This is a genomic window from Pantoea sp., from assembly GCF_028283705.1.
In the GTDB taxonomy this organism is placed as follows: domain Bacteria; phylum Pseudomonadota; class Gammaproteobacteria; order Enterobacterales; family Enterobacteriaceae; genus Pantoea.
Genome location: NZ_JAPWKD010000021.1, coordinates 40,712 through 54,646 on the forward strand (window position 1 = coordinate 40,712; position 13,935 = coordinate 54,646).

General features: G+C 53.3%; 14 protein-coding genes, 4 tRNA genes and 1 other RNA gene. 7 read left to right on the top strand and 12 right to left on the bottom strand.

The window, feature by feature from the left end; translation table 11 throughout:
• Positions 1-107 precede the first annotated feature (107 nt).
• Positions 108-788: a response regulator transcription factor gene (locus tag PW844_RS18695; protein ID WP_084876226.1), complete on the top strand. Its 681-nt coding sequence runs from the start codon at positions 108-110 to the stop codon at positions 786-788.
• A complete protein-coding gene (locus PW844_RS18700; RefSeq protein WP_299455095.1) occupies positions 785-2,146 on the top strand; it encodes an ATP-binding protein in 1,362 nt (453 codons plus the stop codon). Before PW844_RS18695 ends, PW844_RS18700 begins: the two co-directional genes overlap by 4 nt.
• Before the next feature lie 58 nt (positions 2,147-2,204).
• Here PW844_RS18700 and crr read toward each other — a convergent pair whose 3' ends face one another.
• The 3 genes from crr to ptsH all read right to left on the bottom strand — a co-directional run bounded on the left by crr (position 2,205) and on the right by ptsH (position 4,895).
• Positions 2,205-2,708: a PTS glucose transporter subunit IIA gene (gene crr / locus PW844_RS18705; protein ID WP_084876224.1), complete on the bottom strand. Its 504-nt coding sequence runs from the start codon at positions 2,706-2,708 to the stop codon at positions 2,205-2,207.
• Positions 2,709-2,750: 42 nt separating this feature from the next.
• Positions 2,751-4,478 carry a phosphoenolpyruvate-protein phosphotransferase PtsI gene (gene ptsI / locus PW844_RS18710; RefSeq protein ID WP_299455098.1) on the bottom strand — a complete coding sequence of 576 codons (1,728 nt, stop codon included), beginning with the start codon at positions 4,476-4,478 and terminating at the stop codon, positions 2,751-2,753.
• 159 nt (positions 4,479-4,637) lie between these two features.
• Positions 4,638-4,895, bottom strand: a complete 258-nt coding sequence (gene ptsH, locus PW844_RS18715; protein WP_007889063.1) for a phosphocarrier protein Hpr — start codon at positions 4,893-4,895, stop codon at positions 4,638-4,640.
• A 110-nt stretch (positions 4,896-5,005) separates the two neighbouring features.
• Between ptsH and PW844_RS18720 the strand changes: the two genes are divergently transcribed.
• Positions 5,006-5,281, top strand: coding sequence for a hypothetical protein (locus PW844_RS18720; protein WP_299455122.1), 276 nt, complete (start codon positions 5,006-5,008; stop codon positions 5,279-5,281).
• Positions 5,282-5,284: 3 nt separating this feature from the next.
• Here PW844_RS18720 and cysK read toward each other — a convergent pair whose 3' ends face one another.
• Both cysK and cysZ read right to left on the bottom strand, forming a co-directional pair.
• Positions 5,285-6,256 carry a cysteine synthase A gene (gene cysK / locus PW844_RS18725; RefSeq protein WP_299455125.1) on the bottom strand — a complete coding sequence of 324 codons (972 nt, stop codon included), beginning with the start codon at positions 6,254-6,256 and terminating at the stop codon, positions 5,285-5,287.
• A gap of 140 nt (positions 6,257-6,396) precedes the next feature.
• Positions 6,397-7,155 (bottom strand): sulfate transporter CysZ, encoded by a 759-nt coding sequence (gene cysZ / locus PW844_RS18730; protein ID WP_299455127.1) that lies wholly within the window; start codon positions 7,153-7,155, stop codon positions 6,397-6,399.
• A 228-nt stretch (positions 7,156-7,383) separates the two neighbouring features.
• On the opposite strand from cysZ, the gene zipA reads away from it, so the two are divergent.
• The 3 genes from zipA to PW844_RS18745 all read left to right on the top strand — a co-directional run bounded on the left by zipA (position 7,384) and on the right by PW844_RS18745 (position 10,677).
• Entirely contained in the window at positions 7,384-8,364 is a 981-nt protein-coding gene (gene zipA / locus PW844_RS18735; RefSeq protein WP_299455130.1) for a cell division protein ZipA, read from the top strand.
• Between the two features lie 74 nt (positions 8,365-8,438).
• Positions 8,439-10,457 carry an NAD-dependent DNA ligase LigA gene (gene ligA / locus PW844_RS18740; protein WP_299455132.1) on the top strand — a complete coding sequence of 673 codons (2,019 nt, stop codon included), beginning with the start codon at positions 8,439-8,441 and terminating at the stop codon, positions 10,455-10,457.
• 1 nt (position 10,458) lies between these two features.
• Positions 10,459-10,677 carry a DUF3820 family protein gene (locus PW844_RS18745; RefSeq protein ID WP_084876217.1) on the top strand — a complete coding sequence of 73 codons (219 nt, stop codon included), beginning with the start codon at positions 10,459-10,461 and terminating at the stop codon, positions 10,675-10,677.
• Between the two features lie 30 nt (positions 10,678-10,707).
• Here PW844_RS18745 and PW844_RS18750 read toward each other — a convergent pair whose 3' ends face one another.
• Positions 10,708-11,712, bottom strand: coding sequence for a bile acid:sodium symporter family protein (locus PW844_RS18750; RefSeq protein WP_299455139.1), 1,005 nt, complete (start codon positions 11,710-11,712; stop codon positions 10,708-10,710).
• A 99-nt stretch (positions 11,713-11,811) separates the two neighbouring features.
• Here PW844_RS18750 and PW844_RS18755 point away from each other — a divergent pair, with 99 nt between their 5' ends.
• Positions 11,812-12,732 (top strand): LysR family transcriptional regulator, encoded by a 921-nt coding sequence (locus PW844_RS18755; protein WP_299455142.1) that lies wholly within the window; start codon positions 11,812-11,814, stop codon positions 12,730-12,732.
• On the opposite strand, the gene PW844_RS18760 is transcribed toward PW844_RS18755, so the two are convergent.
• The 6 genes from PW844_RS18760 to PW844_RS18785 all read right to left on the bottom strand — a co-directional run bounded on the left by PW844_RS18760 (position 12,729) and on the right by PW844_RS18785 (position 13,788).
• A complete protein-coding gene (locus tag PW844_RS18760; RefSeq protein ID WP_299455144.1) occupies positions 12,729-13,079 on the bottom strand; it encodes a FlxA-like family protein in 351 nt (116 codons plus the stop codon). The two genes, PW844_RS18755 and PW844_RS18760, sit on opposite strands and share 4 nt — an antisense overlap.
• Before the next feature lie 154 nt (positions 13,080-13,233).
• Positions 13,234-13,370: non-coding RNA, RtT sRNA (locus PW844_RS18765), on the bottom strand.
• 31 nt (positions 13,371-13,401) lie between these two features.
• Positions 13,402-13,477: transfer RNA gene (locus tag PW844_RS18770), tRNA-Lys, on the bottom strand.
• Between the two features lie 4 nt (positions 13,478-13,481).
• Positions 13,482-13,557 (bottom strand) — tRNA-Val (locus tag PW844_RS18775).
• Between the two features lie 41 nt (positions 13,558-13,598).
• A tRNA-Val gene (locus PW844_RS18780) sits at positions 13,599-13,674 on the bottom strand.
• A gap of 38 nt (positions 13,675-13,712) precedes the next feature.
• A tRNA-Val gene (locus PW844_RS18785) sits at positions 13,713-13,788 on the bottom strand.
• Between the last annotated feature and the right edge of the window lie 147 nt (positions 13,789-13,935).

The following is a 13,935-nucleotide window of genomic DNA, read 5'->3' on the forward strand; positions in this document are numbered from 1 at the left end:
AATTCGTTGCGCGATAAATCGCGCCGCTACGTAAGGATCGAGTAAAACCGGCTGCGTTCGGGACGAACTCAGGACAAAATAGCGGCAATTTTGTACGAGAGATAAAGATGAAAATTCTGCTTGTTGATGACGATTTAGAGCTTGGTACTATGCTGAGCCAATACCTGATTGCGGAAGGCTTTGATGCACAACTGGTTTTAACCGGAAGTGCCGGAGTTGAAGGTGCGCTTTCAGGCAATTACACCGCCATGATTCTCGATATCATGCTGCCGGATATGAGTGGAATTGATGTGCTGCGCCAGGTGCGTCAGAACAGCCGTCTGCCGGTGATCATGCTGACGGCCAAAGGCGACAATATCGATCGCGTGATTGGTCTGGAGATGGGTGCGGACGATTATGTACCAAAACCCTGCTACCCGCGTGAACTGGTGGCGCGTCTGCGTGCGGTGCTGCGTCGCTTTGAAGATCAGACGCCGTTGCCCGATAAAAAAGAAGTGCTGCGCTGGGGCGATTTGAGCCTCAATCCCGCTACCCGTATCACCGAATGGCAGGGCAAAGCTTTTGACCTGACTGCTTCAGAATTCAATCTGCTCGACCTGCTGATGCGTGCTCCGGATCGTGTGGTATCGAAAGATGAACTGTCCGAGAAAGGGCTGGGCCGTCCGCGTGAAGCTTATGACCGTAGCGTCGATGTGCATATCAGCAATATTCGTCAAAAGCTGGCGGCGTTAACCGCAGACAACGTCAACATTGAAACCGTGCGCAGTATTGGTTATCGCATTCGATGAAGCAGCACAGCTATCGTGGTCGGATGTTCTGGAAGATCCTGCTGGGCTTCTGGATCGTTTTTGTGATTATCAGCCAGCTGCTGTGGCTCGGTTTTTCCCTCTCCGGTAATCGCCATGAACCCCCTGAAATCGTGGCGATTCGGCGCATTGTCAATTTGCAGATGGCGTCGGCAGTGTCGGTGCTGGAACGCGGTGGGCCAAGTTCACTCGACGATATGATGGCTGACTGGGAACCGAATGATCGACAGTTCTTTTCGGTGATTCAGCACAACAAACCGGTCTCAACCCAGAACGCGCCACCGGAAGGGTTTAATGAACCCTTTCACGGCCCTTTTCCGGATGTGATTGTACGCTGGGTCAAAGGGTCTGACGGCAAAGAGTACGAGCTACGCTACGACGTGAAAGGCCTGCGTGAGGATAGCTCAATGGGCGTGGGCGGCCCGCGTCGTATCCTGAATATTCCTGAGCCGATGTTTACCTTCGCTGGTGCGTTGGGGCTGCTGTTTAGCCTGCTGCTGGCGTGGAACCTGACACGTCCGATGCGTCAGCTGCGTGAAGGTTTTGCCCGCGTGAGTAGCGGTGATTTGAGCGTGCGTCTCTATCCGGTGATGCGCAAGCGTCATGATGAGTTGTCCAGCGTGGCACAGGATTTTGACGCCATGGTGGAACGACTGGATACGCTGGTGAAAGCGCGTGAGGAGTTGTTGCATGATATTTCCCACGAATTGCGTTCGCCGCTGGCGCGTCTGCAACTGGCAACCGGTCTGGCGCGCCAGACGCCGGAAAGCGTAGAAACCTCTTTGAACCGTATCGATGAGGAAGCGCGTCGCCTCGATAAGATGATTGGCGAGTTGCTGACTTTGTCGCGTGCCGAGCACGAAAGCATGCCTGGGGAGCAGTATTTTGACCTCACCGGTCTGCTACATGCGGTGGTGACCGATGTCCGCTATGAGGCGCAGATTCCGGGCGTGAAAGTCGATTTTCAGGTTGATGAAAATGCCGACTATACCGTGCACGGCAATGCGGAGCTGATTCGCCGTGGGGTGGAGAATGTGCTGCGTAACGCGCTGCGTTTCTCCCATCGTGGTCAGCATATACAGGTGCGTTTGCAGGCGGAGAACCAGTGGCTGGCGATTCGCGTACGCGATCAGGGGCCGGGTGTTGATGATGAGAAGCTTTCCAGTATTTTCGACCCCTTCGTGCGGGTGAATTCACCGCTGATGGGCAAAGGTTACGGTCTGGGGCTGTCCATCGTTCGTAAGGTGATCCTGGCACATCACGGTGAAGTGCAGGCGGTTAATCGCCCGGAAGGGGGCCTGGAACTGACGTTGAAGTTGCCACGCTGGAAGCAGAATTGAGTGGCTGTTAAATAAAAACGGCACCCATTGGGTGCCGTTTTACTATCCAGACTGCGAATTATTTCTTGATGCGAATCACCGGGGTTTCACCCACGGTAACCGGACCAGAGAGTTTGATCAGGTCTTTGATCTCATCCATGTTAGAGATCACAACCGGCGTCAGCGTGGACTTTGCTTTCTCTTCCAGCAGCGGCAGATCAAATTCGATCACCACGTCGCCTTTTTTCACTTTCTGGCCTTCTTCAGCGATACGTTTGAAGCCTTCACCTTTCAGTTCAACCGTGTCGATACCGAAGTGGACAAACAGCTCGATGCCGTTGTCAGACTCGATTGAAAATGCGTGGTTAGTCTCGAAAATTTTGCCGATAGTCCCATCAACCGGGGCAACCATTTTGTTGCCTGAGGGTTTGATGGCGATACCGTCACCGACAATTTTCTCCGCGAATACCACATCTGGTACGTCTTCAATATTCACGATTTCGCCTGACAGAGGCGCTACGATTTCAATAGTTCCGGAAGCGCTTTCTGTTTTGTCGCCAAAAAGTTTAGAAAACAAACCCATGATCTTCTCCTAAGCAGTAATTTGGGGCCAGCGTCTCGCGGATCAGCAGAGTGTTTTTTCTTTGATGAACTTGTTAACCAGGCTCATCAAATCATCTGCTGTGGGTTGAGCCAGAGCCTGCTCCGCCAATGCCTTCGCATCTTCAAAATTGGTATTACGAATAATTTTCTTGATGCTCGGGATTGAAATGGCACTCATGCTGAATTCGTCCAGCCCCATTCCCAGTAACAGTAGTGTAGCACGTTCATCACCAGCCAGCTCACCACACATGCCGGTCCATTTCCCTTCGGCATGTGATGCATCGATCACTTGCTTGATGAGGCCCAGAACGGAAGGCGACATTGGGTTATAGAGGTGAGAAATCAAATCATTACCACGATCGACCGCCAGAGTATACTGCGTCAGGTCGTTTGTCCCAATACTGAAGAAATCGACTTCTTTCGCCAGATGGCGGGCAATCACTGCGGAAGCCGGTGTTTCTACCATGATGCCCATCTCGATGGTTTCATCAAAGGCTTTACCTTCCTCACGCAGCTGCGCTTTCAGCATGTCCAGTTCTGCTTTCAGGAAGCGAACTTCTTCCACGGAAATGATCATCGGGAACATGATGCGCAGTTTGCCAAACGAAGAGGCACGCAGGATCGCGCGCAGCTGGGCGTGCAGAATCTCTTTGCGGTCCATGGCGATACGAATCGCACGCCAGCCGAGGAACGGGTTTTCTTCTTTCGGCAGGTCCATGTAGGGCAGATCTTTGTCGCCACCGATATCCATGGTACGGACGATGACGGCCTGTGAGCCCATGGCTTCAGCCACGGCTTTGTAAGCCTGGAACTGTTCTTCTTCAGTCGGCAGTGAATCGCGGTCCATAAACAGGAACTCGGTACGATACAGGCCCACACCTTCGGCACCGTTACGCTCGGCACCGGCTACATCACGGACAGTACCGATGTTGGCGCACACTTCAACCTGATGACCATCCAGCGTGATCGCCGGCAGATCTTTCAGTTTCGCCAGTTCATGTTTTTCAGACAAATATTGCGTCTGGATGGCTTTCAGCTCTTCCAGTACGTCTGCTGTCGGGTTGATGTAAACTTTGTTGTTTACGCCATCCAGAATCAGAAAATCGCCATTGTTCACCGTGGTGGTCACGCTACCGGTGCCAACAATCGCAGGCAGTTCGAGAGAACGCGCCATGATGGAGGTGTGAGAGGTGCGGCCACCGAGATCGGTGATAAAGCCCAGTACCTTTTTCAGGTTCAGCTGCGCGGTTTCTGATGGTGTCAGATCTTTCGCCACCAGAATGGATTCTTCTTCGATGGCGCTCAGGTCAACGATGTGCAGGCCAAGGATGTTTTGCAGCAGGCGTTTACCGATGTCACGTACGTCAGCCGCACGTTCTTTCAGGTATTCGTCATCCAGTTCTTCCAGCGCTTTCGCCTGGCCTTCAATGACGGAGTGGGCAGCAGCATCAGCAGTCGCGCGATCTTTCTTGATCAGGTCGATGATTTCCTGCTCCAGCTCTTCGTCTTCCAGCAGCATGATGTGACCTTCAAAGATCGCCGCTTTTTCTTCACCGAAGGTTTCACCGGCTTTGATTTTGATGGCTTCGAGCTGAGAAGCAGCTTTGCTGCGTCCATCAAGGAAGCGCTGTACTTCCTGCTCAACCTGGTCATCAGAAATCTTTTTACGGTTGATGACGATCTCATCTTCCTTCAGCAGCAGTGCTTTGCCGAAAGCGATACCCGGTGATGCTAAAATGCCTGAAATCATAACTCTACCTTTATAATCACGATGGCTCGTTGACCCGATGCATTGCCATTGTCGCGGATAAGTCAATCTACGGAAGCAATAACGCGGACAGGTTGTCCGCGATCAAGATGTTTGCACTCAATGGGGCAAAGGAGTCGGTTTAGTTACAAACTGAGCGGATTACTCCAGCTCAGCCATCAGTTTTACCAGGTGTTCAACCGCTTGCTGCTCATCTTCACCTTCGGCAGACAGCGTAACAACCGTACCCTGAGTGAGACCCAGTGTCTGCAGTTTGAACAAGCTTTTCGCGCTGGCGGATTTGCCATTGGAAGTCACGGTGATTTCTGACTGGAAAGCCTTGGCTTCTTTAACGAACTGAGCTGCAGGACGAGTGTGGAGGCCGTTCGGTGCGGTAATGGTAACTTCTTGCTGGAACATTCTATTTCCCCAACTTTATCAGGTTTGGTGTTATGGATCTAAAGTCTAGCCTGGAGCCGTAACTTTAGCCTGTGTAGGTGCGCGGGTCAGGCATCACAGATGACCAAAAAATGCGCATGAATGAGAGCGTCATTTCAGGTGAAGGATCAAAAGCAGAGATGATCGCTCCATCTGCCCATTATGCCGTGATTCGCCGTATCGCCAAATCAGTAAATCGATTCAGCTTGATCCACTTCAAAGCCCGATTAATTTCAGGCATCGAAATAATTGGCTGCTTAAATACCAGACCCTCGTCACTGAAAGCAATCTGCCAGGTGGTAAAAGTGAGATCTGAGCCACAAAAAAGCACCCATTCGGGTGCTTTTTTCGCCACTTTCAGACTTTGACCGTCACTGTTGCAGCTCTTTTTCGGTGAACAGATCAGCAAAAAGCGCAGTGCTAAGGTAACGCTCGCCAGAGGACGGCAGGATCACCACAATGTTTTTGTTGGCGAATGCTTCGTCTTCCTGCAACTTCAGCGCGGCGGCGACGGCTGCACCTGAGGAGATACCGGCGAGGATGCCTTCTTCTTCCATCAGACGACGTGCGGTGCTGATCGCTTCGTCATTGGTGATGGCAACAACCCGGTCAACCAGTTTCAGGTCAAGGTTACCTGGGATGAAGCCAGCACCGATACCCTGAATTTTGTGCGGACCCGGTTTGATCTCTTCACCAGCCAGCGCCTGAGCGATTACCGGGGAATCGGTGGGTTCGACTGCCACCGAAATCAGGTCTTTCTTCCCTTTGGTGTTTTTGATGTAGCGGCTGACACCGGTCAGCGTGCCGCCAGTACCGACACCGGCGATAAACACGTCCACGGCACCATCGGTATCTTCCCAGATCTCCGGGCCGGTGGTTTTTTCATGGATTTCCGGGTTAGCCGGGTTGCTGAACTGCTGCAGCAGGACAAATTTATCCGGGTCGCCGGCAACAATCTCTTCCGCTTTGGCGATGGCACCTTTCATGCCTTTCGCACCTTCGGTCAATACCAGATTGGCACCCAGCGCTTTCAAAAGTTTACGACGTTCGATCGACATGGTTTCCGGCATGGTCAGCGTCAGCTTGTAACCACGCGCGGCTGCCACATAGGCCAGGGCAATACCGGTGTTACCGCTGGTGGGTTCAACCAGTTCTACGCCAGGTTTCAGGATGCCGCGTTTTTCTGCGTCCCAAATCATATTGGCACCGATACGGCATTTGACGCTGAAGCTCGGGTTACGGGACTCGACCTTCGCCAGAATGCGGCCGTTACCGATGCGGTTCAGTCGAACCAGCGGCGTATGACCAATTGTCAGCGAGTTGTCTTCATAGATCTTACTCATAGCTCGTCCTTAACTGTATGAAATATTGGGAACCCTCAGAGCATACCTTTTCTGCCTGAGTGCGGAAGGAAAGAAATCGTATATCTATATAGCCCACAACCATAAGCCCCATGCAAAAAAGCATAAGGCTCTTTGATGGATTAATGACGCTGATGTTGCAGGCGATAACGATCCACCCACATTGCCGTGGCACCACATACGGCGACCGGCATAATGGCCAGATTGACAATCGGGATCATGGTGAACAGGCTCACCAGCGCACCAAACTGCATATTGGCGGTTTTATGCTGGCGTAACGCACTGCGCATGCGGGCAAAACTCACTTTGTGGTTATCAAAGGGATAATCGCAGTATTGCACTGACAACATCCAGGCGCTGAACAGGAACCATAAAAGTGGTGCCACGGTTTGACCAAAGCCCGGGATAAAGTGGAGCAACAGTAGACCAAATGCGCGTGGCAAATAGTAACCCAGCTTCTGTATTTCACGTTTCATGATGCGTGGGACGTCTTTCAGCATGGCGACCCAGCCGCTATCGGGCAGCGGATTCCCGGTTAAACGTCCTTCCAATTGCTCCGCCAGCAGGCCACAAAAGGGGGCAGCAATTAAGTTGGCAATGGTGGAGAAGAAGTAACTGAATATCAGCACAATCGAAATCACGGTCAGTGGCCATAGCAGATAGCTGAGCCACTGTAGCCAGTCTGGAATGTGCGCCATGAATTGCGGAATCCAAAGCCCGAGGCGCTTAAACAGCCAGATAAAGGCACCACCCAGCAGCAGAATGTTGACCAGCAGGGGGATAATGACGTAACGGCGAATGCCAGGCAGACGCACCAGTTTCCATCCCTCGGCGAAGTAATGGATACCATTAAATGATGAGACCGAATTCTCAGCGGGCATAACGGGTCTTTCTCCATATGTGTGCGGGCGCAAACATCATAACCTGGCTTTTCCTGGCTTTTTATCGGCAACCGGGGCGCTTTGTGCGAAAAAACAGCAAAAAAGCGTGGGGGAGCTATCTTATTTGTCAGAAAATACTGCACAGACTTGCACTTGTGTAGCTGGGCAAATACAGTTAGAGGGTAAAGTTTGCCGTGGTGGCAAGGTATTGGAACAACAGAGAATACAATGATGCAGGATTTGCGTCTGATATTAATCGTTGTTGGCGCGATCGCCATAATAGCGCTGCTACTTCACGGACTGTGGACCAGCCGTAAAGAGCGCTCTTCTGTGTTTCGCGATCGCCCGCACAAACGTCTGAAACAACGCGAAGAAGCGGATGATGATCTGCTGAGCGACGATGATGAAGGCGTCGGCGAAGTTCGTGTTCGTCGCGATCATGACACGCACGATGAACCTGAGTTTGGCGGCTATCCGGATAATAAGCCTGCCAGCGCGCCGCGTGCGCCGGAACCTGTTCGTCAGCCTGCACCGCGTCAGGAAGCGCCAGTCGCGCGTGATCCGCTGTTTGATGCGGAGCCTGAAGTGCGCCAGCAGCCTGAGACGCCGGTAGCACCAGTGGCACGGCCGGCACCGCAGCCTCAGCCGATTCAGGCCGATCCGTTGCTGGATCAGGATCCGCTCGCCGCCACACAACCGGCACCTGAATTCCAGGCTGCTGAACAACCTGAGCCGCATGCAGCTGCGCCGGTTGCCCATGAAGAAAAACAGCCGCAGCCTGCTGCAGCTGGCAGTAAGAAAGAAGCAGTGCTGGTACTGCATGTTGCTGCCCATACGGGTGGCGTACTGAATGGTGAAGCGTTGTTGCAGGGAATTCTGCAGGCAGGCTTCCAGTTCGGTGAAATGAATATTTTCCATCGCCACCTCAGCCCGGCAGGCAGTGGTCCGGTGTTGTTTAGCCTGGCCAATATGGTGAAGCCTGGATCGTTCAATCCGGATGAGATGGGCGATTTCAGCACCCCTGGCGTTTCTATCTTTATGATGGTGCCTTCTTACGGGGATGCGAACCAGAACTTCAAACTGATGCTGCAATCTGCGCAACGCATCGCGGATGACGTGGGTGGCGTGGTGCTGGATGATGAGCGTCGTATGATGACGCCGCAAAAGCTGGAAACCTACAAAGCGCGTATTCGTGAGGTTATCGGCTGATAACCTGCACAGGCGTTAAAAAATCTCTACTTATAACCCCCGCCTGTCGGGGGTTTTTTATCGGATGAGGCACTATGAAATCGGTTCAGGAGCAGATCACCGCGCTGCGCACCACGTTACGTCACCACGAATATCTCTACCATGTGATGGATACGCCGGAAGTCCCGGATGCAGAGTATGACCGATTAATGGCGCAGCTGCGTGAGCTGGAGGGAGTGCATCCCGATCTGGTCACGCCGGATTCGCCGACGCAACGTGTAGGTGCTGAGCCACTGGCGGCTTTCGACCAGGTACGCCATGAAGTGCCTATGCTGTCGCTGGATAATACTTTCGACGAAGCGGGCTTCCTCGCCTTTAACAAACGCGTTCAGGATCGTCTGAAAAGCAGCGATGATCTGGTCTACTGTTGTGAGCTCAAGCTGGATGGTCTGGCGGTGAGCCTGCTGTATGAAGAGGGCGTACTGGTGCGTGCCGCGACCCGTGGCGACGGCACCACCGGGGAAAATATCACCGCCAATGTGCGTACCATTCATGCGATTCCGCTGCGTTTGCGGGGTGACAACATTCCGGCGCGTGTTGAAGTCCGTGGTGAAGTCTTTATGACGGAAAGCGGTTTCGAAAAACTCAATGAGGAAGCGCGTCGCACCGGAGCCAAAGTTTTTGCCAACCCGCGTAATGCGGCCGCAGGTTCACTGCGCCAGCTCGATCCGCGTATCACCGCTAAGCGCCCACTGACCTTTTTCTGCTACGGCCTTGGCCTGCTGGAAGGCGGTGAAATGCCGGCCAGCCACCTTGGGCGTCTGGAGCAGTTTAAAGCCTGGGGCTTACCCGTCAGCAACCGTATCCGTCTGGCTAACAATGCCGATCAGGTGCTGGAATTTTATCGTCAGATTGAACAGGATCGCCCCACGCTGGGTTTTGATATTGATGGTGTGGTTATCAAGGTCGATTCGCTGGCATTGCAGGAGCAGCTGGGCTTTGTCGCACGTGCACCGCGCTGGGCCGTAGCGTTCAAATTTCCCGCCCAGGAGCAGTTGACCTTCGTGCGCGATGTTGAGTTTCAGGTAGGTCGTACCGGGGCCATCACGCCGGTGGCGCGTCTGGAGCCGGTGCAGGTCGCCGGGGTGATCGTCAGCAATGCGACGTTGCATAACGCCGATGAAATCGCCCGACTCGGGCTGCGTATTGGCGACAAAGTCGTGATTCGTCGCGCAGGCGATGTCATCCCGCAGGTGGTGAATGTGGTGGAATCCGAGCGTCCGGACGATACGCGTGAAATCGTGTTCCCCAGCCACTGTCCGGTATGTGGTTCTGATGTTGAGCGTGTCGAAGGCGAAGCAGTAACACGCTGTACCGGCGGGTTGATTTGCGGTGCCCAGCGCAAAGAAGCGCTGAAGCACTTTGTATCGCGCCGTGCGCTGGATGTTGATGGCATGGGTGACAAAATCATCGACCAGCTGGTGGAAAAAGAATACGTCAAAACCCCTGCCGATCTGTTCCGTCTGACGGCGGGTAAACTCACCGGGCTGGACCGTATGGGGCCGAAGTCGGCGCAGAATGTGGTCGATGCACTGGAGAAAGCCAAATTCACCACGCTGCCACGCTTTCTCTATGCGCTCGGCATACGTGAAGTCGGCGAAGCCACGGCCGCTAACCTGGCAAACCATTTCGGCGAGCTGGAAAAGGTGATGGATGCTGATCTGGATGCGCTGATTGCGGTACAGGATGTCGGCAAAGTGGTCGCCAGCCACGTACGTAATTTTATGGATGAGGAAAGCAACCGTGAGGTTATCCGCGAGCTGACGGAACAGATGGGCGTACATTGGCCGCAGGTTGAAGTGGTCAATGCTGAAGAAATTGATAGCCCGTTCGCCGGCAAAACTGTGGTATTAACCGGCTCGCTGTCGCAGATGAACCGTGATGATGCGAAGGCGCGACTAACGGCGCTGGGTGCTAAAGTCAGCGGTAGCGTGTCGAAGAAAACCGACTTATTGATTGCCGGTGAAGCTGCGGGTTCTAAGCTGGCGAAGGCCCAGGAACTGGGCATTGCGGTGATTGACGAAGCAGAGATGATTCGCCTGCTCGGAGCCTGATATGGAAAAGCAGCAGCTGATTGAGATCGCCAACACGCCGATGCCATTTGGCAAATACAAAGGCAGAATGCTGATCGACCTGCCAGAGCCGTATCTGTTGTGGTTTGCCCGTGGCGGTGAGTTTCCCGCCGGTAAACTCGGGGAGCTGATGCAGATAACGCTGGCGATCAAGATCGAAGGACTGGAAGGTCTGGTGAAGCCGCTGAAACGCAGTGAATAAAAGAACAAGGCCCGCATGCGGGCCTTTTTATCAGGATTTTTGTGCTTCAGCCTGTTGCTGCTGCGCCAGATGTTTTTCGTTGCTGGTTTTATAGCGTTGTGCGATGAATGAACAGACCATCAGCTGTACCTGGTGGAAGATCATCAGCGGTAGCACGATAATCCCCACGCTGCTGGCCGGGAACAGGATATTGGCCATCGGCACGCCGTTTGCCAGACTCTTTTTCGAGCCGCAGAACAATACCGTAATCTCATCAGCACGTTTGAAGCCGAACAGACGTGAAGCTCCGAGGTTGATCAGCAGAACCACCACCAGCAGCAGCAGGCTGCCCGCCAGGATCCACAGCAGGGTATCCACGCCGACACGATTCCAGATGCCGTTAACCACCGCTTCACTAAAGGCGGAGTAAACCACCAGCAGAATCGAGGTCTGATCGGTTTTGCCAATCAGGCTGCGATGTTTTTCTACCCAACCACCAATCCAGCGGCGTGAGATGTGACCCAGCACAAAAGGCACCAGCAATTGCAGCATGATTTTGCCAATCTGCTCCAGACCGTTGCTCGGTGCATCACTGTGCACATTCATCACCAGGTTAACCAGCAGCGGTGAGACAAAAACACCCAGCAGGCTGGAGGCAGAGGCGCTGCATACCGCCGCGGCGACGTTACCGCCAGCCATTGAGGTAAAGGCAATCGCCGACTGCACGGTAGCAGGCAAAATACACAGATAAATGAAGCCAGTATAGATATCGGTGCTCACATCAACCGGATGCCACCACACCAGCAACAGGCCGAGGATCGGGAACAGCACAAAGGTGCTGCACATAATCCATAAATGCAGCCGCCAGTGGCTGCTACCGGCGATGATTTTTTCGCGTGACAGCTTAGCGCCATGCATAAAGAACAGCAGGGCGATGGCGGCGGTGGTCAGCCATTCGAAGAAATCGACAAACCCGCCTTTGGCCGGTAAGAAGCTGGCCAGCAGCACGGTGATGATGAGTTTGACCATCATCGGGTCGAGTCGTAAAAATCCCATTGTTACAATCCGGTTAAGCAAAAAATGATGTTGCTGATTGTGCGCTAGCTGGGTTTAGAAATAAAATTGATTTATTGCATCAATCTATGAGCGCTATCGATGAATTACACGTTACGCCAGTTGCGCACCTTTGTCGCCGTTGCGAAGTACGGCAGCTTCAGCCAGGCGGGGCAGGTGATTGGCCTTAGTCAGTCGGCGGTCAGCCACAGTATTAAAGAGCTGGAGGCGGAGATGGGAGTGCGGTTACTGGATCGTACCACCCGTGAGGTGCAACTGACCGAGGCCGGGCAGCAATTGGCAACGCGGCTTGAGCGGCTGCTGGAGGAGCTAAACACCACGGTGCAGGATGTGCGCAGCTATGGCGAACAACGCAGTGGGACGGTACGGGTCGCTGCCAGCCAGACACCGTCTGCCCATCTGATGCCACAATGCCTCGCCAGCTGTCAGCAACACTATCCAGACATTCGCGTGATTCTGCATGATCGTGCCCAGCAATGGGTGCTGCAAAGCGTGCGTAACGCTGAGGTCGATTTTGGCCTGATTATTGGGCCGATCAGCGATAGCGATTTTGATTATCAGACCATCATGAATGAACCATTTTTGCTGCTATGCCGGGAAGATGATGTGCTGGCTCAGGATACTCAGCCGCAATGGGCGATGTTAGCGGGGCGAACGATGGTGTTGCAGGATTATGCTTCCGGCAGCCGTGCGCTGATTGATGCCGCTTTGCAGCAGCAGTCGATTGCGGTGAATGTGGTGCAGGAGATTGGTCACCCGGCGACGCTGTATCCGATGGTTGAGGCAGGAATTGGCATCAGTATCTTACCGGCGCTGGCGTTACCGTTGCCTTCCGGACGGAAACTGACGGTGCGGCGGCTGTATCCTGAAATCAATCGCAGCCTGATGTTGATTAAGCGCAGAAACCGCTCGCTGACACCCGCGGCAGAAGCCATCTGGCAGGAAGTGCGTCAGCAGGCAGAGCTGCTGACGCAACAACGTTCCCTCAAACCAGCGTTTTAAACGTAAACGTTGATTTGATTGGTATCGGTAGGACGGTTGATTCCATCAGCCTTGGTGCTGGTGGAAGAGGAGGTATCTTGCTTTTGTTGCTGCTCCTGCTGTTGCTGTGCTTTTTGCGTCGCCTGCTGCTCGATTTGCGTGATCTGCGCCTCAATCATCTGAATCTGCGACTGAATCATTTGCTCCTGCGCTGATTTTTGCTCATCAGTCAGGGTGTCATCACTGGACAGATCTTTGAGTTCTTTGGTGAGACTCTGGATTTGTTTATTCAGGCTGGCAATTTGTGAGGTATTGCCGGCACTGCTACTACTACTGACACTGCTGGACACACTTGAAATGGTACTCATGGTTTTCTCCTTGCAATAGTTCACAGTCGTTATCGGCAAGGGGATAAAATCACATGAGGGCACGAAGTGTTAAGGTTGCGAAAGGAATTTGCAAAGGGGCTGACGAGGTTTTCGTCGCATAGCAAAAAGGCGCCTTTAGGGCGCCTTTCTACATTGGTGGGTCGTGCAGGATGTGCCTCGGCCCATCCGGGGCCTCGCCCTGCGGGTGATGCTGACGCATCAGCCTGAATCGCTCCCGGCGATTCAGTCGAACCTGCAGCAGGTTCTCATCCTGCACTTTGCAGGCATAGCAAAAAGGCGCCTTTAGGGCGCCTTTCTACATTGGTGGGTCGTGCAGGATTCGAACCTGCGACCAATTGATTAAAAGTCAACTGCTCTACCAACTGAGCTAACGACCCGAAGTGGTGGGTGATGACGGGCTCGAACCGCCGACCCCCTCCTTGTAAGGGAGATGCTCTACCAACTGAGCTAATCACCCACTTCGGTACTACTTAACAAGAGTGTCATCTGACTAAGATATGGTGGGTGATGACGGGCTCGAACCGCCGACCCCCTCCTTGTAAGGGAGATGCTCTACCAACTGAGCTAATCACCCATATCTTATCTCTTGTTCACTGCGGGCCACCTTAAGAGTGGTGGGTGATGACGGGCTCGAACCGCCGACCCCCTCCTTGTAAGGGAGATGCTCTACCAACTGAGCTAATCACCCCCGCTGTGTGGAGTCGCATTATAGGGATCCTTCGAAGTGAGTCAACGCTTTTTAAAACATAAATGTGCGTTCGCTTTAAAATTAAACATCCTGCAGGGCTTTTAGCCAATGTGCTGGTTTTATTAGCAGAAAACTGGCTCTCTCCGG